24 protein-coding genes are annotated in these 25,142 nt (G+C 30.2%); 19 read left to right on the top strand and 5 right to left on the bottom strand.

What is annotated here, in order from left to right:
• Nucleotides 1–46: 46 nt before the first annotated feature.
• Genes H6553_10815 through dgt form a run of 3 tightly spaced genes read right to left on the bottom strand, consistent with a single transcriptional unit; the run spans nucleotide 47 to nucleotide 3,799 of the window.
• Complete coding sequence (locus H6553_10815) at nucleotides 47–985, bottom strand: hypothetical protein (protein ID MCB9034320.1); 939 nt, start codon at nucleotides 983–985, stop codon at nucleotides 47–49.
• A 3-nt stretch (nucleotides 986–988) separates the two neighbouring features.
• The gene (locus H6553_10810) at nucleotides 989–2,398 is read right to left on the bottom strand and encodes an MBOAT family protein (GenBank protein ID MCB9034319.1); all 1,410 of its coding nucleotides are present in this window, start codon (nucleotides 2,396–2,398) and stop codon (nucleotides 989–991) included.
• Nucleotides 2,399–2,443: 45 nt separating this feature from the next.
• A complete protein-coding gene (gene dgt, locus H6553_10805) occupies nucleotides 2,444–3,799 on the bottom strand; it encodes a dNTP triphosphohydrolase (GenBank protein MCB9034318.1) in 1,356 nt (451 codons plus the stop codon).
• Nucleotides 3,800–4,346: 547 nt separating this feature from the next.
• Between dgt and H6553_10800 the strand changes: the two genes are divergently transcribed.
• From H6553_10800 to H6553_10770, 7 genes are all read left to right on the top strand, one after another.
• Nucleotides 4,347–5,252 carry an OmpA family protein gene (locus H6553_10800; GenBank protein MCB9034317.1) on the top strand — a complete coding sequence of 302 codons (906 nt, stop codon included), beginning with the start codon at nucleotides 4,347–4,349 and terminating at the stop codon, nucleotides 5,250–5,252.
• 18 nt (nucleotides 5,253–5,270) lie between these two features.
• Nucleotides 5,271–5,834 (top strand): hypothetical protein, encoded by a 564-nt coding sequence (locus H6553_10795; protein ID MCB9034316.1) that lies wholly within the window; start codon nucleotides 5,271–5,273, stop codon nucleotides 5,832–5,834.
• A 442-nt stretch (nucleotides 5,835–6,276) separates the two neighbouring features.
• Complete coding sequence (locus tag H6553_10790) at nucleotides 6,277–7,026, top strand: class I SAM-dependent methyltransferase (GenBank protein ID MCB9034315.1); 750 nt, start codon at nucleotides 6,277–6,279, stop codon at nucleotides 7,024–7,026.
• Nucleotides 7,027–7,079: 53 nt separating this feature from the next.
• Nucleotides 7,080–8,363, top strand: a complete 1,284-nt coding sequence (gene eno, locus H6553_10785; protein MCB9034314.1) for a phosphopyruvate hydratase — start codon at nucleotides 7,080–7,082, stop codon at nucleotides 8,361–8,363.
• A 227-nt stretch (nucleotides 8,364–8,590) separates the two neighbouring features.
• Entirely contained in the window at nucleotides 8,591–8,908 is a 318-nt protein-coding gene (locus H6553_10780; GenBank protein ID MCB9034313.1) for a septum formation initiator family protein, read from the top strand.
• Nucleotides 8,909–8,997: 89 nt separating this feature from the next.
• Nucleotides 8,998–10,488: an MBOAT family protein gene (locus H6553_10775; GenBank protein MCB9034312.1), complete on the top strand. Its 1,491-nt coding sequence runs from the start codon at nucleotides 8,998–9,000 to the stop codon at nucleotides 10,486–10,488.
• Between the two features lie 2 nt (nucleotides 10,489–10,490).
• Nucleotides 10,491–11,576, top strand: coding sequence for a hypothetical protein (locus H6553_10770; protein MCB9034311.1), 1,086 nt, complete (start codon nucleotides 10,491–10,493; stop codon nucleotides 11,574–11,576).
• 86 nt (nucleotides 11,577–11,662) lie between these two features.
• Here the strand turns inward: H6553_10770 and H6553_10765 are convergent, their stop codons facing one another.
• A complete protein-coding gene (locus H6553_10765) occupies nucleotides 11,663–12,310 on the bottom strand; it encodes a 4'-phosphopantetheinyl transferase superfamily protein (protein ID MCB9034310.1) in 648 nt (215 codons plus the stop codon).
• Nucleotides 12,303–13,013: a thioesterase gene (locus H6553_10760; GenBank protein ID MCB9034309.1), complete on the bottom strand. Its 711-nt coding sequence runs from the start codon at nucleotides 13,011–13,013 to the stop codon at nucleotides 12,303–12,305. Before H6553_10760 ends, H6553_10765 begins: the two co-directional genes overlap by 8 nt.
• 179 nt (nucleotides 13,014–13,192) lie before the next feature.
• Here H6553_10760 and H6553_10755 point away from each other — a divergent pair, with 179 nt between their 5' ends.
• The 12 genes from H6553_10755 (at nucleotide 13,193) to H6553_10700 (ending at nucleotide 24,853) form a co-directional block, all read left to right on the top strand.
• The gene (locus H6553_10755; GenBank protein MCB9034308.1) at nucleotides 13,193–13,981 is read left to right on the top strand and encodes a MotA/TolQ/ExbB proton channel family protein; all 789 of its coding nucleotides are present in this window, start codon (nucleotides 13,193–13,195) and stop codon (nucleotides 13,979–13,981) included.
• Between the two features lie 27 nt (nucleotides 13,982–14,008).
• Nucleotides 14,009–14,650: a biopolymer transporter ExbD gene (locus tag H6553_10750; GenBank protein MCB9034307.1), complete on the top strand. Its 642-nt coding sequence runs from the start codon at nucleotides 14,009–14,011 to the stop codon at nucleotides 14,648–14,650.
• Nucleotides 14,651–14,670: 20 nt separating this feature from the next.
• Nucleotides 14,671–15,240: a biopolymer transporter ExbD gene (locus H6553_10745; GenBank protein MCB9034306.1), complete on the top strand. Its 570-nt coding sequence runs from the start codon at nucleotides 14,671–14,673 to the stop codon at nucleotides 15,238–15,240.
• A 35-nt stretch (nucleotides 15,241–15,275) separates the two neighbouring features.
• Nucleotides 15,276–16,124 (top strand): TonB family protein, encoded by an 849-nt coding sequence (locus H6553_10740; GenBank protein ID MCB9034305.1) that lies wholly within the window; start codon nucleotides 15,276–15,278, stop codon nucleotides 16,122–16,124.
• A 269-nt stretch (nucleotides 16,125–16,393) separates the two neighbouring features.
• Nucleotides 16,394–17,257: a substrate-binding domain-containing protein gene (locus H6553_10735; GenBank protein MCB9034304.1), complete on the top strand. Its 864-nt coding sequence runs from the start codon at nucleotides 16,394–16,396 to the stop codon at nucleotides 17,255–17,257.
• A 79-nt stretch (nucleotides 17,258–17,336) separates the two neighbouring features.
• Nucleotides 17,337–18,590, top strand: coding sequence for a citrate synthase (locus tag H6553_10730; protein ID MCB9034303.1), 1,254 nt, complete (start codon nucleotides 17,337–17,339; stop codon nucleotides 18,588–18,590).
• Between the two features lie 45 nt (nucleotides 18,591–18,635).
• On the top strand, nucleotides 18,636–18,986 hold the full coding sequence (locus tag H6553_10725; protein MCB9034302.1) for a hypothetical protein: 351 nt from the start codon (nucleotides 18,636–18,638) through the stop codon (nucleotides 18,984–18,986).
• Nucleotides 18,987–19,440: 454 nt separating this feature from the next.
• A complete protein-coding gene (locus H6553_10720; GenBank protein ID MCB9034301.1) occupies nucleotides 19,441–20,328 on the top strand; it encodes a hypothetical protein in 888 nt (295 codons plus the stop codon).
• Complete coding sequence (locus H6553_10715; GenBank protein MCB9034300.1) at nucleotides 20,325–20,714, top strand: hypothetical protein; 390 nt, start codon at nucleotides 20,325–20,327, stop codon at nucleotides 20,712–20,714. Before H6553_10720 ends, H6553_10715 begins: the two co-directional genes overlap by 4 nt.
• Before the next feature lie 27 nt (nucleotides 20,715–20,741).
• The gene (locus H6553_10710; protein MCB9034299.1) at nucleotides 20,742–21,557 is read left to right on the top strand and encodes a hypothetical protein; all 816 of its coding nucleotides are present in this window, start codon (nucleotides 20,742–20,744) and stop codon (nucleotides 21,555–21,557) included.
• 59 nt (nucleotides 21,558–21,616) lie between these two features.
• Complete coding sequence (locus H6553_10705) at nucleotides 21,617–22,624, top strand: cytochrome-c peroxidase (protein ID MCB9034298.1); 1,008 nt, start codon at nucleotides 21,617–21,619, stop codon at nucleotides 22,622–22,624.
• Between the two features lie 783 nt (nucleotides 22,625–23,407).
• The gene (locus H6553_10700; protein ID MCB9034297.1) at nucleotides 23,408–24,853 is read left to right on the top strand and encodes a peptidase S41; all 1,446 of its coding nucleotides are present in this window, start codon (nucleotides 23,408–23,410) and stop codon (nucleotides 24,851–24,853) included.
• Nucleotides 24,854–25,142: the final 289 nt, after the last annotated feature.

Below are 25,142 nucleotides of genomic sequence, written 5' to 3'. Positions count from 1 at the left end.
AATTATAAACTAGAATGGCTTCTGAACTTGCTTCAGAAGCTGATGTTTATTTATTCAACAAGCTATCTAATAGTTGTTGCGTATATAGTTTTGCACCATCAATATTTAAATGGTCTACATCATTAAACAAAGTATACTGATTTAAAAATTTGGTATCATTGGTAAAATCGTAGAGCAAAATATGATTCGATTTTGCTATATCAATTATTTTATGATAAGAAATATTATCTTTTTCATTCTTATAATATAAATTAGGAGAAATACACAAGACTAATTCTATATTGTTTGACTTTGATAATTGTATAAATGCTTCTAATGAGTGAATGAAATTAGTATCTATTTTTTTAGTATTTGTATTGACTGTATTAAATATCTCTTTAAGATGAACACTGTCGCTAGCATTTAGTTTTCCGTTTAAAGGTTCAAAGCCATTGGTAGATTTTGGTTCAGGAAATAAAAAATAACGAACCACATGTAAAAATGTAGAGTTCTGCTGATACGATTTAAACGCTAATTTAAGTCCAGTATACTTGTCGTATTCCTGTAATGATTGTCGTAGTACTTTTCTATGTTTTGAATAGAATGGATGTAAAGCACCTAATCTATCGTAGGCAGCAGGAAATTCATACAACCAATCGTCATCAATATCTAAAATAATTGTTTTAGGTGCATGTCGTTCTAGTAAAGTTTTTAAAAGCACTGTTTGAAAAAGCATTTTCTGTCCTTTAGAGCCAACATTATAACAAGATGATTGATACTGTTGTTCGATTAAATCATTATCGTAATGTCGAAGTGCATGAGAACTGCCAAAAACAAAAATAGCAGCATTGCTTTTATCTAATCCTTCAATAAGTTTGCCATACTTTCCAGTTTTTTGAGCGTAAATTAATTTAGTAGCAATAGTACCTAATGAAAAATCAATCAAAATAAAAATAATAATAAATTTTATAGCAGTAGATAATATTTTAATTAATTCGTTTTTCATTGATTAAAATTGAAAATATATAAATTGACTTTCATCAAATACGCCTAAGTATAAAATAATAAAAATTAAAATAGCATAAGCAGTCATCTTTACATATCTGTTTTTAAGTATTGGTTTTTGTAGCAAATTGCTAAAATACTCTTGAAATGTTTCTACAAACAACAACATCGTAATTGCCATAATTGTATATAGTAGAGAAGTCACATCTTCTCCTTCGCCAATATACAATCTGCCAGAATTGGTAAAAATATCTTTTATAACTGTAAATGCATCGTTTACACTATTGGCTCTAAAAAATATCCATGCAAAATTTATTAAAATAAAAGTTATTATTAAGTTTAATGCATTAGTTTTTCTTTTTTTAAATAATACCGATTCTATAATCAAGTAAAAACCATTTAAAGCTCCCCAAATTACAAAAGTCCAATTTGCACCATGCCACAATCCGCTTATTAAAAAAGTAATAAACAAATTAGACAACCATCTTGGCTTTGTTGTTTTATTTCCACCAAGCGGAATGTATAAATAATCTCTAAACCAAGTAGATAAGGAAATATGCCAACGCGTCCAAAACTGTTTAACAGAAGTAGAAAAATAAGGTCGATTGAAATTAGTCATCAAGTCGAAACCAAAGAATTTTGCTGTGCCAATGGCAATGAGTGAGTAGCCAGCAAAATCGCCATAAATTTGAAAGCAAAAAGCGAGTGTTGCAAAAACAAAAGTAATACCATCGTGGTTGACAACATTATTATATACTGCATTTACATAAATGGCAGCTCTGTCGGCAACAACCACTTTCATAAAAAATCCAAAGACAATATATTTAAATCCTTGAGAGAAATAGGCATAAGTTAAGTCTCTATTTTTACTAAACTGTGGCAAGAGATTGCTTGCTCTTTCAATTGGTCCAGCAACTAATTGAGGAAAGAAACTTACGAATGTTAAGAAATTTAATATATTTTCAGATGGTTCTAATTGTCGTTTGTAAATATCTATAGTATAACTTAATGTTTGAAAAGTATAAAAACTTATTCCTACTGGTAAAATAATATTGAGCAGACTTCCTTGAATTGGAATACCTAGAAAATTGAAAGAATTATTAAAACTATCTATAAAGAAGTTGGCGTATTTAAAGAATCCTAAAAATCCTAAGTTTACAATTAGACTAATAATTAATAAATATTTTCTTTTTTTATTATCTTCTGTTTGATGAATTTTATTACCAACAGTATAATCAACAATAGAGCTAATAAATATCAAGGAAAGAAATCGCCAGTCCCACCAACCATAAAAAATATAACTTGCAATTAATAATAATATATTTTGCAATTTAACTCTTTTACTGCCTATTATCCAATACAATATCAGTACAATAGGTAAAAAGATGGCAAAATCTAAAGAGTTTAAAAGCATATGACACTAAACTACATATTTTTGTTTATTAATTAAATGCTTTCATTAGAAACTCATGCCAATTTCTATTCCTTTAATTTTTCTATACAAGTCGGTGGCATAATTATCGGTCATACCAGAAACAAAATCAATAATGCCTAATACATTTTCGTAGGTATTGTTATTATCATAAATAAATTGTGGTGCTACTAATTGTAGTGCTTTCTTATCGGCATTACTTCTGTCTGACTTAATTTTTAAAATTGGTGGTATGAAATGTTGTAATAATTCATACATTACATTATAGCCAGCGTTCTCAATTTCTACCACTGCTTTATATCCATAAATATTTTCTATTGAAAATTTTTCTATAGTATCTAAAGCAATACATTTTTCCTTTATAATATTGATTATGCTTTTATTTAAACTGCCATCTAAAATTGCATCTATATTTTCTTCATAACATTTTACAGCTGCTTTTATTAGATAGTTAATACACAATGCTCTTAAAAAAGCAATGGTTTCATTTTTATCTGATATGGTATTTAATTTTTTATTATAATTAGATTCTGGATTTAAAGCATGAATAATATCTGTAAATAATGTTTTACAAGTATCGAAACTAATAATGCCTAGTCGATGTGCATCTTCAACATCTATAATATTATAGCAAATATCATCAGCAATTTCTACTAACCAAACAAAAGGATGTCGTTTATAAATTAATGGATTATCGTTTTCCATTATCATATTGGTACTAAGAGCAATGTCTTTAAATATTTCTTTCTGCGATTGTAGGAAGCCAAACTTCTTGCGATGTAAAATGCCTTTTTGTTTTCCTTTGGCTTCACAAGGATATTTGGCAATACTTGCTAGTGTAGTATGCGTTAATTTTAAACCACCTTCATCTTTTCCATTCTGTTGATGTGTCAGCAAACGCATAGCATTAGCATTGCCTTCAAAATGTATAAAGTCGAACCATTGTTCATCGTTAAAATACGATTTAAGATGACGCTCATTCTCAATAAAAAAATGGGCAATGGCATCTTCGCCAGAATGTCCAAATGCTGGATTGCCAATATCATGACACAAACAAGCTGCTGCTATTACATTGTACAAGCTGTGTTGATAGAATGCTTTGGCATCATCGGTTAAATGCTTAGTAAATTTTTCGGCAATATGCTGACCAATTAAAGCACCAAGTGTTCTGCCAACCGAAGCTACTTCTAAAGAATGTGTCAGTCGATTGTGTACCAAGATGTTTTTTGGCAAAGGAAAAACCTGTGTTTTATTTTGCAATCGTCTAAAGCTGGTAGAAAAAATAATGCGGTCAAAATCTCTTTGAAATTCTGTTCTAGCATCGATAGAAGTCGATAAACTTTGTCCAGTTCTTTGAGTGGAGTAAATAGTATTCCAATCCATTAAACAAAGATAACTAGAATTGGGTAAAGTGTTGAGAATTTGTTCTTTTTACTATTTGCTTTTATACCTTTCTTTTATTGCTGCTTCTGTATAAGTTGCCATCAAAGTTATTTGAAGAAAACTCTGATGCAATTAAATTAGACTGTCTTTACAAAACTTTGGAAGGAAGCACGAACAAAATCGTGACAATCAATAGCATTGTTTCGTGTCCTCACAAAACAATAAAAAGAATAGAATAAACAATTACTTTGGTTTGTATATATAATGATGAAGTAACTTACAAATCAACTTTCATTCTGAATTCATTTCAAAATCTTTTTTATATAAATAGTTATAAAATATAGCTAAATCAACATATATCGTCATTCCTTCGAAAGAAGGAATCTATAAACTCCTTTATTATACTTCGATGACAGTTTTTTATATTGTGACAAATTATTAAGATTTAACTATGTTTTCTCGAAACCCAACAGTAATGTTAAAATAATGTAAAATTTCTTTTGATTTCTTATTTCTTTTGATTAACTTCAAATAAATAAAAGAAGAGATGTCTAAAAAAACATTGTACCTTTTAGGTATATTATTAACTATTATAATTGGGACACTACTGTATATCAAGCTATGTTGTTGTGGTTGTTGTAACAAAGAATCAACAACTGATATCGCTAGTCCAACCATGAATGCATTTATAATTAATGGCGATGATGCAAATAGCTTTAGTGCAAACGACAATTTTAATTTTAATTGGAATGATGCACATTTACTAGAACCAGTCAGTGATGATGTTCAATTAAAAGTAGAGGAGTTGAAAGCATATCTAGAAGCCAATCCAAACAAACAAATTGATATTGTAGGATTATATCGCTCCAATGAAGTCAACAATACAGCTTTCCCAGATTTAGGATTAGCAAGAGCAAACGCAGTGAAAAACTTCTTTGTGTCAAAAGGCATTTCATCACAACAACTAAACTTATCTTCTCGCTTAGATGATACATTTGAACCAAGTACAGATTCAATATTACACGGACCATTAAACTTTAGCTGGAAACTAGCATCTAATGCAAACGAAGCAGATTCAAATGCAATTGATTGGGAAAAATTGGCAGCAGAAATTAAAGCGAATCCTTTAATACTTTACTTTGAAACAGGTCAAAATACCATCAATTTGTCAGATGAACAAAAACAAAAATTTGCACAAATTTCTATGTACTTAGATAAAGTAGAAGGCAGTACAGTAAATATTATTGGTTATACAGACAATACTGGCGACAGACAAACCAACATCAATTTAGGTTTAGAAAGAGCCAATTTTGCAAAATCTTATTTTGTAAATAATGGTATAAATGCAGATAAACTAAATGTGTCGTCAAAAGGACCAGATGATCCAATTGCCGACAATAATACAGAAGAGGGTAGAAGTAAGAACAGAAGAACAGTTGTTACGATTAATTAAAATATTAAATAATAAAATATGAATTGGTGTTTTTTTATTCCTTTAATAGTTGGATTGATTTCAGCTTTACTAGGATATTTATTAGGAAAATTATTAGCTGGTCAAAACAATAACCACGATGAGTGCAATCAAAGAATAAGTTTGCTTACCAACGAGCGAGATAAATTTGTTAGCTTAAATGCAGACTTACAAGCACAAATAGACAAACTAAAAGCAGATTTAGATGCTTGCAATAGCAAACTATCTACCAATATTAGTATGGCCGCAGCAGTAGCACCAAGCATTCCATTTAATGCAGCATTAGCAGCAACAGTATTTGGCAAGAAAGTAGCAGAAGACGATTTAAAAATCATAGAAGGCATAGGACCAGTAATAGAAGGCATGTTTAAAGATGCAGGCATTGATACATGGAAAAAACTAGCCGATGCAAGTGTAGAAGAATGTCAAACAATCTTAAATAATGGAGGCGATAGATTTAGAGTACACAATCCAGGAACATGGCCACAACAAGCACAATTAGCATACGAAGGCAAATGGGAATCACTTAAAAAATGGCAAGACGAACTAGACGGAGGTAAGTAATATTCCTTTTTTCGTCACTCAGAGCGTAGTTTACGAAGCGAAGAGTCTCAAAAAAAAATAATGTGAAGTGTTTTTTACTTGACACTTTTTTCTTCGCAGAGTCTCTAAGCGTAGGTTAAAGCTAGGTAGGACGCTGCGTAGCAATAGCCAAGAAGAAAGTGTGGTCTATTGGAATTAGTTATAGTATATCTTATAGAATGCCAATTTTTCCGTGCTGTCAGAAGTTTCCTTCTGACAGTTTAAACAGCAAAGTAACGCTCGTCATTCCTGCGAAAGCAGGAATCTACACATAAGAAAAAATTACTGTTACTTTTTTCTCTGCTAAAAAATTACAATCTAATCAAAATACATTTATTACATTTACTGGTAATATCAATTAGCATTGAGAAGAACATAATAAATTTTGAATACCAACTAGTATAAGAGCAAACATTAATTTACTATGGAATCAACACAGCGGTTTAGCGATAGAGTCAACGATTATGTTTTGTATCGACCATCTTATCCAATAGCAGTAATCAATACGATACTAGAAAACAGTACCACAAAACAAAATCTTGTTGTAGCAGATATTGGTTCTGGTACAGGCATTTCCGCAAAATTGTTTTTAGAAGAAAACTGTAAAGTTTATGGCGTAGAACCAAATCAAAATATGCAAGATGCAGCTATCAACTACTTAAAAGAATATACGCAATTCATTACTATTAATGCTACAGCAATACAAACAACAATAGAAAATCATTCGTGTGATATTATTGTATGTGCTCAAGCATTGCATTGGTTTTTCAATCAAGTATTTGTAGTAGAAGCCAAAAGAATTTTAAAACCAAGCGGACTAATTGCTATTATTTGGAATGATAGAGACGAAACCAAACCATTCATGCAAGCATACGAAAAGTTTATTCATCAATTCAGTATCGATTATAATCAGATAAACCATAAAAACATAAAAGAAGAAGATGTCTATCAACTATTTAAAGATTTTGAAATAAATTACTATACCTTTTCATATCAACAAATATTTGATTTTGAAGGATTATTAGGCAGAGTAACATCGTGTTCATATATGCCAAATCAGCACCACCAAAATTTTGCTGAAATGAAAAATGCACTACAAAACTTATTCAACCAATACCAAAAACAAGGTAAAATCAACTTTCAATATCAAACAACACTGTATTTATGTAAATAAATCTTTCTTTTAAATTTTCACTTCGTATATTTGTTAAAACAGATTTTTAACATATGAGTTTTATAGTAAATGTCCATGCACGACAAATTTTAGATTCAAGAGGAAATCCAACAGTAGAAGCAGAAATCATTACAGAAAGTGGAACGGTAAGTAGAGCCGCTGTGCCTTCTGGTGCATCTACTGGAATTCACGAAGCTGTAGAATTAAGAGATGGTGGAAAAAAATACATGGGAAAAGGCGTTACTAAAGCAGTTAAAAATGTCAACACACTTATTGCCGAAGCTATTTTAGGAGAATCTGTTTTTGAGCAATCTAATATCGACCAAATAATGATTGATTTAGATGGAACCGAAAATAAAAAGAAATTAGGTGCCAATGCCATTTTAGCTGTTTCTATGGCAGTTGCCAAAGCAGCAGCACAAGAAGCAGGTTTACCTTTGTACAATTATATTGGTGGAGTAAATGCTAAAACTTTGCCAATTCCATTAATGAATATCTTAAACGGTGGTGCTCATGCCGACAATGCTATCGATTTTCAAGAATTTATGATTGTGCCAACTGGTGCAGATACATTTTCAGATGCATTGAGAATGGGTGTAGAAGTATTTCATCATCTTAAAAAAGTATTACATGAAAAAGGTTATTCTACTAATGTTGGAGATGAAGGTGGCTTTGCTCCAAACATTAAAAGCAATGAAGAAGCTATAGAAACTGTTTTAAAAGCAATTGAAGTTGCTGGCTACAAACCTGGTGTAGATATTTTTATTGCGATGGATGCAGCAAGTTCTGAATTTTATGATGCAAAAACCAATAAATATACTTTTAATAAATCAACACATAAAATGTATACATCAGAAGAGTTGGTAGATTATTGGGCAAATTGGATTAAAAAATATCCTATTGTTTCTATTGAAGATGGTTTGGCAGAAGATGATTGGAAAGGTTGGAAATTATTGACAGAAAGAGTAGGCAATAAATGTCAGTTGGTAGGCGACGATTTATTTGTAACCAATGTAAAGAGATTACAGAAAGGAATTGATGAACATATTGCCAATTCAATTTTAGTAAAGGTAAACCAAATTGGTACACTTACCGAAACCATAAATGCAGTTGATTTAGCACACAGAAATAAATATACCTCTGTAATGTCGCATAGAAGTGGTGAAACAGAAGATACGACCATTGCAGATTTAGCAGTAGCGTTAAATTGTGGTCAGATAAAAACAGGTTCTGCTTCACGAAGCGACAGAATTGCTAAATACAATCAGTTGTTAAGAATTGAAGAAACATTAGGAGACGCAGCTTATTTTCCAGGAAAAAACTTTAGATTCTTTTAGTTAAACTGAGCTTAAAGGTTAGAGAAACTAATAAAAGAGTGCCATTGCAAAATTTTGAGAGGAACGAACAAAATTGTAATAATCTCCATTCTTGTCGTCCGTAATTTTGAAGTATGAGAAATATACAGAATCTATTTTTGGGTTTATAGAATTATCTTACAACTTTCCACGCTTGTTATCAACTTTTTATAAAAGAAAAAAATAATTTGCACTACATTTACGCTCTAGTGCAAATAATAGACAAACAATTATTAGACAAAATTCCAGCAATACTCAAGAACAAGTTTTTCTTAGTTGCTTTTGTTTATTTTATATATCTTTTATTTATTTCTGATAGAAATTTAATCAGTCAATTCAAATTGGCAAAACAACTTCGACAACTAAATAAAGAAGAACAATATTATACCAAAGCAATAAATGATATCAATCAAGAAAGAACAATGGTATTGTCTAATATTCAAAATATAGAAAAGTTTGCTAGAGAAAACTACTGGATGAAAAAAGACAGTGAAGATGTTTACATTTTCGTTGCAATAGAAGATTAATTACAACAACAGTATACTTAAGTTTTTATATGTAATGCCTATACATTGTCATTTGTTTTTTTATTTTTGTTTTTCAATCACAATACATAATGCTGTTTAACTCGCTACACTTCTTTATATTTTTTCCTATTTTCCTTTATCTCTATTTCAAGATAAATAAAAAGTATCAATGGTTCTTTTTGTTGTTAAGTGGCTATTACTTTTACGGTTCGTTTAGTCCATCTTATTTGTTAATTCTTGCAGCAATTACACTCAACGATTATTTTGCAGGAATAAAAATCGCAGAAGCAACAACTAAAAAATCAAAAAAAAGATGGTTGGCTTTAAGTATGGCAATGAATCTAGGTATTCTGTTCTTTTTCAAATACGCTAATTTTATAGATGATAATATAAGAAGCATTTTCGATTTATTTCAACTGCCATATGTTGTGCCAGAACCTTGGTTTAACGACTTTGTTGTTCCTGTTGGCGTTTCTTTCATCACATTTCAATCGTTAAGCTATACACTAGATATTTATAAAGGTATTATTGAGCCAGAACGAAAAATGGGTTACTTCGCTTTGTTTACTTGTTTTTGGCCAGTAATGGTAAATGGACCAATTGAAAGAGCAAAAAACTTATTACCACAATTAAAAGTTCCGCATCATTTTGAATATAATAATGTAAGAGATGGTTTGTTTAGAATATTATGGGGCTTGTTTAAAAAAGTAGTTATTGCAGATAGATTGGCATTTTATGTTGATGATATGTATTTACACTATCAAGAAGCAAGTGGTTGGACAATCATCATTGGTGCTTTACTCTTTTTCTTTCAAGTGTATTGCGATTTTAGTGGATACTCAGACATTGCACTTGGTGCTGCTAAATGTATGGGAATAAATATTACAGAAAACTTTAAACGACCTTTCTTCTCTAAAAACTTAGCAGACTTCTGGACGCGTTGGCACATCTCTTTATCTACATGGCTCACCGATTATGTTTTTTTCTATCTAGGAGCTTACAAAGCATCAGGTACAAAAGTAGTATTCAATTTAGTATTGGTATTGTCTTTATGCGGATTGTGGCATGGTGCTAATTGGCCAATGGTTTTAGCATTTTCTCTAGTAGGCGTAGCAATGGCAATTCGTTACTTGTGGCAATACAATGTACTACGAAGTATTAAACCAAGTAATGCATATAAACTATATAAAAAATACTTTCCAGAACAAATGCATATAGTCGTTACTATATTAATACTTACTTTTTGTTTTTTACTATTTAGAGTTCATGTAACTAGTCAAGAATTAGGTGTAAGTTGGACAACTATTGCTGGTCAGTTGTATGCTAAGTCATTACATATTTTTTCTGCCAATTATTTTTCTACTTGGATATTACATAAAGGAATTGCTCAGTTTATTATAGGAATTAGTTTTTTATTAATATTATTATTAATAGAACATTTTATCAAAGATGAACCTATAGATACAGTAGTAGCACAATTTCACAAAAACAAAAGATGGTTGTTTTATTTCTTTTTAGCAATAAGCACACTTTGGTTTGGTGTATATAATAATACTTCATTTGTTTATTTTCAATTTTAACTATGACAAGTAAATTAATTAAAAATATATTAATAATAGTTACTGTAATAGTTTTAATTTCAGTTATTATAAGTAGTCTGTTGCCATTTTATTGGGGCGATAAAACACAGCATGTAAAAGTAGATTACTATAAACAAAACAGCGAACAATTTAATACTTTATTTTTTGGTGGCAGTTTAGAGTACAGACACATCAGTCCACATATTATAGATAAAATTGCAAACGACAATCATCTAGATATAAAGTCATTTAATTTTGGAATAGATGGACACAATATCATACAAGAATTAAGAGACATACAAGGCATCTTAAAAATTAAAAACGACAGTCTAAAACAAATATTTATAAGTGTTTCTAGCGAACCATATTTCTTTGCATTTAATAGACACACTGCAAAATGGATTTCTTGGCAAAATTTTTCTTCGTACATCAATGCTATGAGAGTGATACCAACACTTAAAGAGGACTCTTATAAAACAAGAGCAAAATATTCCTATTACTACACGAGTTCACTCATAGAAAATAAACTAAATATGGGTATTATGCCAGATGCACTAGAAAACTTAATTTTTAATACTTCACTAGATACCAACTATCTAGGAAAATATAAAGATGGATTTTTATCTTATGATGAAGAAGAAAATTTATTACTAGAATACAATTGGGAAGTCGACTTAGTTAAAGAATCTAGAAATGCATTTATTAACGATAAAACACACAGAGATAGTTTAAATCAAACAGTTTTAGCTTCGTTTAACAATTATGAACCTACAGACAAACCAAACAAACAGATGGTAAAACTGCTTCAAAACTTAATTAAACAGTGCAGTAAAAAAGGAATTGATGTGTATTTTGTTTTACCACCAAAGGCAAGAACTTCTTATAGTTTGTTACTACCAGTATTTAATGCTTTGCCAAAAAATAGATGTATTAGTCTAGCAGATATCAGACAATATCCAGAGTTTTATAGCTTTGAATATGGTTATAACTTTCATCATTTAAATAATAAAGGAGCACAATTGTATAGTAAAATACTAGCACAAAAAATTGTACAGCTTTTTCAACAAAACCAACAAGCCGTAAGATAGATTTAACACAGATGCTGAAAAAGATTCAGCATCTATTAGCCATATCAAGTATTTTTCACTTGACATAATAAAACCAATAATTACCATCAAAGTAAATCTTCTACACTTAATACTTTTATATCAATAGCTTCAATTTCATTTTTACTAACTACACAACAAGAAAATCCATCAACAATATTTCGTAATTGGTAATAGAGTATCTTTTCTTTGCATTTTACTTTTTCGTTATCTAAAATCTCAGTATCACCTAAAACGGCAACGCCATTGCCATTATATTTAATTGCAGCTTCTTTAATTGTCCAGAATTTAAAAAACTGTTGTAAAGGTTTTTCAGCAGTCATTATTTGCAATAATTCATTAGCATTAAAATATTTCTGAAAATGATTCACTTCAATATTTCTATATTTTTCTATATCTAAACCAACTCTATTATTACTAAAAGCACAAGCAACAATTTCTTTAGAATGCGAAATATTAAAATCAAAATCTACATTTATAAAAAAAGGTCGTTCTTTTTGTTCGTATTGTAAATTGTTTAAAGTTGCTACTTTATTATTGTCTTTCAACCAATTTTTTAAAATCGTTTTTCCTACAACAATATTACATTTATCTTGCCAATGTGTGTGTGCAATAACATCTTTTTGCATAGACAAAGGCAATTGGTGAAACAAAAAATCAAATAATTTTTCATCAACAATTTGTTCTGTGGCATTAAATAATTGTATTTCAATCATAGTGATTTATTTTTCCGATGATAAAATCAACTATTTCATCACTAGCATCGTATAGAAAAAAATGTCCACCTTTAAAAATTTCAAATTCTAAAACACCATTAAAATAACTACGCCAATCATTTATACCATTTTGATGAATAGTGAAGTCTTCTTTTCCATTTAAAATATAAGCAGGAATGTCTAGAGATAATTCATCAGCCATAGAAATTTTAAACTGATTCAATAAACTAAAATCGTTTCTTAAAATTGGTTCATAAAAATTTTTCAATTCTTGATGTTGTAAAAATTGCTCAGAAAAACCACCATATTTTAAAATATATTGCCAAAATGCTTCGCTAGTCATTTGGTTAAAATCAATATCATTAGCATAACTACTCAAAGACATTCTAGAAGATAAAATCAATAATTTTGGAGCATTCTTTTCTTTTTGCACTAACTGATGACTAACTAAATACGCCAATAATGCACCCATACTCAAACCAATAATAGCATAAGTTTCATTCGATTTAAACTGTTGATTTATAAATAGTTCTAGCTTATCTATAGTGGTTTGCAAGTTATTATTTAATGGTTCGGCATATCTATCACTTCTGCCAGAAAGTTCATAGCATATACAAATAAAACCAACAGCTTCTAGCTTATTTACTAGTACTTTGTAAGCATATTTATCACCACCAGCATGATGTAGTAACAGCAGTTTCATACATTAAAAAAGTTAAAAGTACAACAAAAACAAATTTGTATCGTTTACATAATCACACAAAAAACAAAAATTGATGATTTAATTTTAATTGATAAATTTTATTGCAGAATTAAAAAATTGATATATCTTTATCGGCGTTAAAATTAAATAAACATCTTTTTAAACTTAAATTGATAATTATGGCGCAAGCAAAAACAACAAACAGTAAACCAGCAGGATTGTCAGCAGGACTTGTTATTCTTATTGCAGTAATCCTTTGTAATTTGTTATTCTATTTGTTTTTCGGAAAACAATTAGATGAAAATGGTCATCCAACAAACTTTATGGGATTAATCTACAAAGGAGGATGGGTAGTACCATTCCTTTTAGCAACTTTTTTAACTTGTATTATTTTTACTATCGAAAGACTATTAACTATTAGTAAAGCAAAAGGTACAGGTTCAATAGATGCGTTCTTAAAAAACATCAAAACAAAATTATCTAGCAACGATATTAATGGTGCTATTGATGCATGTAATAAACAAAAAGGTTCTGTAGCTAATGTGGTACAAGCAGGTTTACATAAATATGCAGAGATGGAAAAAAATACAGAGTTAGAAGGCGAGAAAAAGATTTTAGCGATTCAACAAGAAATTGAAGAATCAACTTCTTTAGAATTGCCTGCTTTAGAAAAAAATATGTGGATTTTAGCAACTATCGCATCAGTTGGTACGCTTTTAGCACTATTTGGTACTGTATTAGGTATGATTAGAGCGTTTGCTGCCTTAGCAGGTGCAGGTGGTACAGATCCAGAAGCATTAGCAGTAGGTATCTCAGAAGCATTAATCAATACAGCTATTGGTATCATTACTTCTGCAATTGCTATCGTTTCTTATAACCTTTGTACTAATATGATTGATAAATTAACATATGGTATAGATGAAATGGGTTATAGTATCACACAAACTTTCGCATCAAGAAAGCATTAAAATTTATAACGCTAAAAATAGATAACTATGCCAAAAATTAAAGTACCTCGCAAAAGCACCCATGTAGACATGACAGCAATGTGTGATGTAGCATTTTTGCTTTTGACTTTCTTTATCTTAACGGCTAAGTTTACTCCACCGCAAATCGTAAATATTGCTCAACCAACTTCTAGAGCAGAAAAAGAAGTAAAAGACGATTTGGTTACTTTCATGCTAGATAAAGATGGAAAAGTCTACATGACTATTAGCAAACCAGAAAAAAGAAAAGCAATAGTAGATAAAATGATTGCCTTAAAACCAGAAAAGTATGCTAATATCAAATTATCTGCTGCAGAAGAAAAAGAATTATCTGGTTTAGAAGTAATTGGCGTGCCAATGAGTAAACTAAAAGCAACTATTGGCTTAGAGTCAGATAAAATGATTGAATTAAAAAGTGCAGGTCAGTTATCAGGTATTCCTTCAGATTCTACGAATAACGAGTTAGCAGATTGGGTAATGGCTATTAGACATGTCTATGTAGAAGAAGAAAACCTAGACAAAGCACCAATAGCTATTAGAGGAGACCAAAATACAAATATAGAAGATGTTAGGAAGTTGATTAATACTTTTAGAGATAATGATGTTTACTCTTATAATTTAATCACCACTCTAGAAGGAGCTAGAGATTAATTAACCAATAAAAAAGAGCTATGGCAGATATAGATACTTCCCAGGGCAGTGGCAATAAGAAACACAAAGGTGGTGTCAGAAGTAAAAAAATGTCAACCAGAGTGGATTTAACACCTATGGTAGATTTGGCATTCCTTTTGATTACATTCTTTATGTTAACTACTCAATTGAGCAAATCGGTGGCAATGGACTTAAATATGCCTAAACCGCCAGAAAATGATGAGGAGAAGCAAACAGTTAAAGAATCTAAAGTGTTGAACTTAATTCTTGACAAAGACAATAAAATTTGGTATTATAATGGTACTACTGTGGTTGGACTTAAAACTACTGATTTTAGTCCAGAGGGTTTGAGAGATATTATTTATAAAAAACAAAAAGAGGTAGATGCAAAATTTGGTAAAGATAAAGATGGAGATACTGAAACAATTGTATTAATTAAATATACCAAAGATGCAAACTACAAGAACTTAGTAGATGTATTAGACGAAATGGATATTACTAAAACCAAAATCTACTCTATACAAGATTTATCAGATATAGAACAAGAAGCGGTAGATAATGGTGGAACAGTAACAACTTTCGCAGATTAGATAATTTTTTTATAAAATATTCGTTATAAGAAATTATGAGTAATAATAAAGATTATAGTAATGCAACATGGGACGATATAGTTTTTGAAGACTTAAACAAAGACTATGGTGCATATATATTAAGAAAGCTAGTTAACAAAAACACTTTAAGAGCGTTTTTAATTACTAGTGGTGTATTTGTTGTAATGGTGTTATTAGCGCAGCTAAAAGTATTTCAACAAATAGGTAAAAAGAAAGAAAAAGAAGTTACCTTAGAAATGACAGAGGTGAATATAGAAGAACCACCTCCAGTGATTGAGGCACCACCACCGCCACCGCCACCACCACCGCCGCCACCACCAGTAAGACCTACTATTAAATTAGTAGAGTTGGTAGCGAAAAAAGATGAGTTGGTACAAGAAGAAGAACCAATTACTAAGCAAGAAGAGGTGAAAGAAACTCAAATCTCTGATAAAACAATTAAAGGAGATAAAGATGCTAAAGCAAAAATTGAAATTCCTAAAGATGAAGGTGGAAAAGGACCAGAGGTAACAACGCCACCACCACCACCGCCTCCAAAAGAACCAGATATTTTTGAAAGAGCAGAAGTGCAACCATCATTTCCTGGTGGACCAACAGAGTTAATGAAATATCTATCTAAGAATATTAACTATCCTTCTTTAGCTAAAGAAAATGGCTTAGAAGGAAAAGTATATATTAAATTTTATGTAGATACTGATGGTTCAATTAAAGATGCCAAGGTAATTAAAGATGGTGTAGGTGGAGGTTGTGGACCAGAAGCGAAAAGAGTAGTAGAAGGTATGCCTAAATGGAATCCAGGTTTACAAAGAGGAAAACCAGTAAAAGTATACTATACACTACCAGTAACCTTTAAATTATATTAATAAAACAATCAATTTTAATCATAAAGTCCAACTATCTTGTTGGACTTTTTTATCTTTATAGCAATGTGGTCGAAATTTAAAAATCCAGCGTTTGTCATTAGGTTGTTTATTGGACTTGCCTACATTGTATTAGGAAGCATTGTTTTAATTATGGCAAACAATATCTTCTTTTTGTCTGTTTATTATAAAATTGGCTTTGCGGTTTTGCTTATCGCATATGGTATCTTTAGAATTTATAGAGCTTTTAATTCAGATAAATTTGAAAACTCATGAAAAAAATATTATTTCCTATACTACTGTTAGTTTTTTTTAGTTGCAAAAGAAATCATCCAACTAACACCAATACTTATTTTAGTGGAACAACAACTATTTATGCAGACATTCAATTAAAATACTTAATCGACCAGTTGGTGCAAGCATTTGAAAATATTTATGATAAATCAACAATCAATGTAGTTTATAAAAACGAAGAAGACTTAATTAAAGCATATCTATACGATTCACTTCAAAATATAATTATATCTAGATCACTATCAGATACAGAAATAATTTATCACAATCAACATACAGCAACAAATGGAAAACAAATGGTTTTTGCTTATGATGCTTTAGCTTTCATTACATCAAAAAATAATAGTGTAAGTAGTTTAGATATCAATAAACTGAATAGTTTTAATAATTTGTTTTTTTCTAATGCAAAATCTGGTGTGCCTAAAAAAATAATATCAATTACAAAAGATTCTAGCATACTTAGTAAAGCAGCTGTAATTGAAAACATCGACGAACTCATCGGCAATTTAGATAAATATCCAAACAGCGTAGCAGTAGTTAATTATTCAGTATTCAGTAATCCTTACGATAAAAAACATCTCGAAAGAAGGAATCAAATAAAAGTATTAGCAGTTCAAGAGAAAGATACTACAATTGCATTGAATCAAAATAATATTGCAAAAGAAATCTATCCAAAAATCTATCAAAAGCAATTAACGGTTGCATTTAATGAGTCAGTCGATCCACTAGTTAAAGGATTTGTCAATTTTATATTTAAAGATCGAGCAGCTAAAATATGCATACACAGCGGTTTAGTGCCTCATGCCATTCCAGAATTACAAGTAAAATTAGTGACAGAGTAAAATCAATTGTTCTATGTAATAATATCTTAATGTAAAGTAGCTTAAAAATGCTTATTTTTATGCTTCAGAAATTTTTTTTATGTCAGACAAAGTGAATATTAATTTAGGTGGAAAAACAGTAGAGCTAGATGTAATAATAGGAACTGAAAATGAACCTGCAATAGATATAGCTAATTTAAGAGCTGCCACTGGTTTTGTAACACTCGATTTCGGTTATAAAAATACAGGTGCTACTACTAGTAAAATTACCTTCTTAGATGGTGAGTTAGGAATTCTTAGATACAGAGGTTATGATATTGCCGATTTAGCCGATAAAGCTTCTTTTGAAGAAGTAATGTATTTGCTAATTCATGGAGAACTACCTAATCAAACACAATTAGATAGCTTAAAAAGCAAATTAAGAGAATACGCAGATGTGCCACAAGAAATTGCTAATGTAATAAAAGCAATGCCAAAAGATACGCATCCAATGGCACAGTTATCATCAGCATGTGTTTTATTGTCGGCATATTTCCCAAAAGCAACACAAGCCAACGACGATGATATCGTAAAACTATTAGCTAAGTTTTCTACGCTAGTAGCAATGGTTATAAGAAATGCTCAAGGTGCAGATTTTGTTGCTCCAGATGCAAACTTAGATTATGTTGCCAATTTTATGAATATGGCATTTGGCAAACCAGCATCAAGCGTAGTATTAGATGCAATGGATAAATTATTGATTTTACACGCAGATCACGAGCAAAACTGTTCTACTTCATCTGTAAGAATTGTAGGATCTTCTGGCGTAAATATGTATGCAGCCATTGCTGGTGGAATTAACGCTTTGTGGGGACCAGCTCATGGTGGAGCCAATCAAAAAGTACTAGAGCAATTAGAAGCAATACAAGCAGATGGTGGAGATACCGAAAAGTTTGTAAACATGGCTAAAGACAAAGAAAGTGGTTTTAGACTAATGGGATTTGGTCATAGAGTATATAAAAACTTCGATCCAAGAGCAAAAATTATAAAAGTAGCTTGCGATAATGTACTAGAAGACTTAGGCATTAAAAGCGAAAAACTAAGAATTGCTAAAGAATTAGAAGCAGCTGCATTGAGTGATGATTATTTCAAATCAAGAAATTTATATCCAAATGTAGATTTCTATTCAGGAATTATTTATAATGCTATTGGTTTTGAAACAAATGTGTTTACTACATTATTTGCACTAGGAAGATTGCCAGGTTGGGTATCTCAGTGGAAAGAAATGAAAGACAACAAGGAGCCAATTGGTAGACCACGACAAATTTATATGGGAGATACCTTAAGGTCATATCTTCCGATTGAAGAACGATAAACAAAACAATTGAAAAATATTCTAGCATGGTTTTTTTTATTAGGGATGATAACTTCATCTATGCAAAAAGTACTTATTGTTGGATTTTATCAGTTGAATAAAACATATATTACTAAAGTTTATTGTGAGAATAAAGACAAACCAGAAATGCATTGCGATGGTCAATGTCATTTAGAAAAAACTTTAGAAAAAAACACAAAACAAAAAGACTCAGACGAAAATGGCATCTTAAATCGTGTAGCAGAAGAAATTACTGCATTAAATAATGATTTTAGCATTCAGCCAATTGTATATCAGCGTAAAGTATATAAAAATATATTTAAAGAATATAAATTTTATTATCATTTTAGTTTTGAAAACCACTTACTAAAACCACCACAGCACTTTATTGCATAAACTTATTTTGGTTTAAGCTAATTTATTTATTACGATGAGTCATACTAAAAGAAGAATGGTGTAATTATCTAATTTTTCTGAGCAGAACAATAATGACTTCAATAAACCTGCCAACCGCAGGCTGGTTCAGTGAGAATAAATTATAAAAACCGTCATTGCGAATTTTTGAGGAACGAAAAAATGTGGCAATCTCAGTTCAAAACAAGAATGCAAAGCGAGTTTCAAGATTTGTAGCTTTTTTAGCAGTATTATAGCTAAATTAACATAAAGCGTCATTCCTTCGAAAGAAGGAATCTATGAACTTCTTTATTATACTTCGATGACAGTTTTTTTATATTGTGACAAATTTTTAAGATATAGCTATAACTATAAATCAAAACAAGTACAAAGTAATCCAAGTAAATAACCATGTAATAAAAATCATGGTAATTCAAATTAAATATAATTATTTATAATGATAAAAAATATTTTAGCAGTACTATTCGTATGTTATAGTATTGCAGTATTCAGTTGCGATTTTTGTAGTTGTGCCAGCAATGCATTAGCCAGCGATTTTTTAAATCAACAAAACAAAAGCTTTGTAGCAGCAACTTGGCAATACAGAAAGTTAGACTTTAAGAATAGCGAACAAATGAAGTATAGCACCATCAATGCGTTGGTATTACAAGGAGCATATGCACCAAAAAGTTGGCTTGCACTTAGAGTAAATCTACCATTGTTATTGCTAAATAATGTAGATGCTACACAAGTAAGCAATAAAAGTTTTAATGTAGGCGATATGCAATTGCTCAGCAACTTTACAGTAATAGACAAACAAGCAAAAGACTCTATCTTTAAAAAACACCAACTTAATTTTGGCGTAGGTATAGAATTGCCAACAGGTAAGCAAATCCAAAACGATTACGAGTTACTACAAAACTTTAGCTTTGGTTCTAAGAGTGTAGATTTCTTATTCAATCAATCGTATAGTTTCAGAATAAAAAATTGGATAATCAACGAATCTGTAAATTTAAAAATAAACACTTATAATAAAGAAAAATACAAATATGGAAATACTTATATCGTTTCTCTAATGAGTGCTTACTTAAAAGATTTTAACAAGTGCAGCATCAAACCATTTGTTGCACTAAGCTCAGATTTTAACGACAAAAACCTGCACAATAGTTTTATCCAAAACAATTCTGGTTACTATATGCTATCTACCATTTTAGGATTAGAAACATTAATCAAACAATGGAGTTTTGCGTTCAGTTATCAGCAACCAATGTATCAAATCACAACAGCAAACAACATACAACAAAAACAAATTTTCAACATTAATTTAAAATATAATATAAAATGAAAACAAATAAATTATTAGCACTATTAATTATAGTAGTAGCAACAGTAGTAATAGCATGCGAAAAAAATGAAGATGTAACACAACCAAGCATTGTCATTAATAGTCCAACAGCAGCACAAGAATTCAAAAAAGATTCAGTCATCATCAACTTTACGATAAACGACGAAGACATACACGAAGTTGGTTTTACCATCAACAGACTGTCAGACGATTCTTTATTGTACGACTATCCAATGACGCACTTACACAGCAATCCATATACTTATTTAGATACTTTATCTATTGTTGTTCCAGATCATACCGATGCTATTTTAACAATAACAGCAGTAGATCATAACGAAAATGAATCAAGTGCCGAAGTAGAATTTCACATACATCCAATGTAAAATTATTAAAAATATAAAAAATATAAAATGAAAACAAATATAAAATTTAATATTATAATATTCCTATCTGTTCTTCTAATGTCAGCTTGTTCAAAAGAGGAAGATATAAGTACCACTACAACTGGTTCATTCCAAGTTGTTTTAGAAAATGTGGTAGGAGATGATGCACTAGTTTTAAATAATGAAAGCTATGTTAATGCCAATGGAGATACATTTACCGTAACTAAGTTTAATTATTATATAAGTAATATTCAACTCATTAAAGAAGATGGAGCGTTCTATACTTATCCAAAGGATTCATCATTTTTCTTAGTAAAGGCAGATGATGCTGCGTCAAAAGAAATAGTGCTAAATAATATTCCAACAGGAAATTATAAAGGCATTAAATTTGTTTTAGGTATAGATTCACTAACCAATACAGACAAACCAATTGAAGAAAGGACAGGTGTTTTAAGTGGTTCAGAAGGAATGTATTGGGTTTGGAATTCTGGTTATATTTTCTTGAAAATTGAAGGGAGTTCACCACAAATAGACTCAACCACAACAAACCCAAATAGAAACTATAAATATCATATTGGTGGATTTGGTGGTTATAGTACACCTACAATAAATAATATAAAAGAAATTACAATACAAAGTTCTAATCCAGCTTCTGTAGGAGTTGTAAAATCAAACAAAACTACTCAAATGCATATAATGGCAGATGTTTTAAATCTATTTGAAACACCAAATACATTAAGTCTTGGAGCAAATCCTACCATAATGTTTAGTCCATTGTCTGTTCAAGTAGCTGATAATTATGCCGATATGTTTAGTTTCGATCATTTTCATAATCCAAACTAATTTTTATAATTAAAGAAGGTAAGAGCATAACAACTTGCCTTCTTTTTAAATTATTTATTATGAAATATATTAAATATATAGTATTACTTTTAATACTAGTAAGTGCTTGTAAAAAAGAAGAAAGTATAGAAGAACAAGCATTACTTAACTTGCCAGAAAAATTTGGAACACCTAAATATAATTTAAACAACAATCCAATTACACAAGAAGGATTTGAATTAGGCAGAAAATTATTTTACGATCCATTGCTCTCTTTAGATTATACTATAAGCTGTGCCAACTGTCATCAACAATATGCTGGCTTTGCTCACGCAGATCACGATGTAAGTCATGGAGTAGATGATAGAATAGGTACTCGAAATACGCTCGCACTACAAAATCTCATTTGGAAAAATGATTTCTTTTGGGATGGTGGTGTATTTAATTTAGACTTAGTACCATTAAATGCCATTACAAGTCATGTAGAAATGGATAATACGATAGATACAATTATTAATAGATTGTATAATAATTCAGAATATGTTACGCAATTTAAAAATGTATTTGGTACTCAAGCAATAACAGAAGCAACAATTTTAAAAGCACTCAGTCAGTTTCAAGCATGTCTAGTTTCTGTCAATTCAAGATACGACCAATATATTGCTGGCAATCAAAATGCTTTAACTACAACAGAAATTGAAGGACTACAACTCTTTCGGCAAAAGTGTGCCGCTTGTCATACAGAACCATTTTTTACAGACGGTTCATTTAGAAACAACGGCAATAATTTAGCAGATATTGGCAGAGAAGCAGTTACACTAAATCCAAACGATAAAGGTAAATTTAAGGTGCCATCGTTACGAAACATAGAGTATACTGCACCATATTTTCATAACGGAATAGCCAATTCGTTAAATCAAGTCTTAGAGCATTATGCAAATGGAATTATAGTAACTTCAACAACAGACAGTTTATTGATAAATGGAATTGCAATGACAGATAATGAAAAACTTAAAATAATTGCATTCTTAAAATCACTTACCGATACCGATTTCTTAAATGATGAACGATTTATAGATCCACATTAAAGTAAAAACAGTCCTTTATATTTGCATAGTAAGAAAAAGGACAATTTATAATAAAAAAGGAATGCCTAACAGTGTTCCTTTTTTTATTTGTACTTCAAACTTGTTTAATTTTTATTTGAGCATAACCTTCACTGCGTTACGGTCGGGCTATCACTACAAGTCCTCGCTCGTTTACAACATCGCTGTGGGCTTTCCGTTCTATCCCTTATGCAAATTGTGCTAATAAAACCAGAACAGCATAATAAATTATAACTATTTATGTCATTTACTGAATCACAGTCTCATTCGCAAGAAGACTCTGAGAATAAAAGTATTATAACGATTTTTATAGCATTGTCATAGTTTTAAGTGTTACGCAACTCAATTATTTTCACTTGGCATATTGTATATTGTTTATACTAACTTTAGTTTAATTTTAAAAATACATAAAAATAGTATAAGTATTTAATTTGGTATTATATTTTAGCAACTTAATAAGTGCGTAGCACTTCAACCTTATTAGAAATGATAGAAAATTTATAAAATACAGCGTAGCTGTATCACCTTTAAGATTCGTTTAAATCTAAATTATTAATAAACAGTATTTTATAATAATTATTAAACCGAACTCAGCTTACTAATTAAAAAAACACTATAAACTACTAATAAAATATTTGAAAATTAAAAATAATTGAGTACCTTGTTATAGCAAAAACTTACTGAAAAAATTACAGCAAGTTAATGCAGTTAATAAATAAGTTACCCGTAAGCGTAAAACAACGCTTCGTTAAAATAGACGATATTATGACAAAAAGAAATTTAATCCTATTTTTTTTACTGTTTGTAGCCATATTTTCATTTGCACAAAATTGTGATTGCAAAGCTAACTACGAATGGGTTAAGAAAACTTTCGAAGAAAATGATGCAGGATTTCAATATGCTTTAAAAACCAAAGGCGAACAATCATATGCCGACCACAATAAAAGGATTTTAGATAAAGTGCAAAATGTAAAAACACTTACCGAATGCACACCCATATTGTATGAGTGGTTAAATTTCTTTCGTTCAGGGCATGTTGCAATAAGTATTACTGAGCAATTCCAACAAAACAATGCTATAAAATCAGAAAAGCAATTCTCTAATTGGGAAACTTATACTATTAATACAGAAAATTTCAAAAAATATTTAGATAAAAAGAAAGATTTCGATTATGAGGGAATTTGGGAAACTGGACCATATACAATCGGAATTAAGAAAGAAGGCGATAATTATATTGGGTTTATTATTGAATCAGGTGTAGAAACTTGGACAAAAGAACAAGTAAAATTAAAAATTAGCATAACTGAAGACAACGCAAATGCTGTATTCTATATGCGTGACCATTCCGCGGTAGAATACAATAGTGTAACAATGACGGGAAACAACCATCTACAAATAGGTCATTTTACTCTTTCAAGAATTTATCCTAAAATTGAAGATGATCCTAAATACGCACAATATTTCAATGCTTTAAATGCAGAACAGCCATACATTGAAAAACTAAACGAAACAACATTATATTTAAGAATACCTTCATTTAATATCAGTTACAAAAGAAGTATTGACAGCATACTTAATGCGAATAATGAAAAATTACTAAGCATGAAAAATCTTATTATTGATATTAGAAATAATGGAGGAGGAAGTGATGCTTCGTATAGTTCAATTATACCATATTTATATACCAATCCCATTAGATCAGTCGGTGTTGAGTTCTTATCAACAAAACTCAACAACCAAAGAATGCTCGACTTTATTAGTAACTCTGAATATGGTCTTGATGAAGAAGATAAAAAATGGGCTAAAGAAGCATATGATAAATTAGAAAGTAAGTTAGGGCAATTTGTAAATTTGGATGAGTCCATAGTTTCAGAAGATAAAAAAGATACAATTTACCCTTTTCCACAAAATATTGGTATTATTATTAACGAAGCTAATGGTAGTACAGCAGAACAATTTTTATTGGAAGCTAAACAAAGCAAGAAAGTTAAACTCTTTGGTGTAACTACATTTGGAGTTTTGGATATTTCTAATATGTATTTTGTAGAATCACCTTGTAAAGAATTTCAATTAGGTTATTCGCTATCAAGAAGTATGCGAATACCAGACTTTACGATTGATGAAAAGGGGATACAACCAGACTACTATTTGGACAAAGAAATTCCACAATACGAATGGACAGACTATGTAAACAAAGTTTTGAACGAATAATAAAATGCATTAGCTAACATTGGTAACTTTTATAAATCTAGGTAAAAACTCACGCCAACTCAATTATTTTCACTTGACATATTGTATATTGTTTATACTAACTTTAGTTTAATTTTAAAAATACATAAAAATAGTATAAGTATTTAATTTGGTATTATATTTTAGCAACTTAATAAGTGCGTAGCACTTCAACCTTATTAGAAATGATAGAAAATTTATAAAATACAGCGTAGCTGTATCACCTTTAAGATTCGTTTAAATCTAAATTATTAATAAACAGTACCTAGCC

Source organism: Chitinophagales bacterium (genome assembly GCA_020636535.1).
GTDB lineage: Bacteria > Bacteroidota > Bacteroidia > Chitinophagales > JADIYW01 > JADJSS01.
Note: the sequence above shows the minus strand (reverse complement) of the source record. Positions and strands in the feature narration are given on the sequence as shown.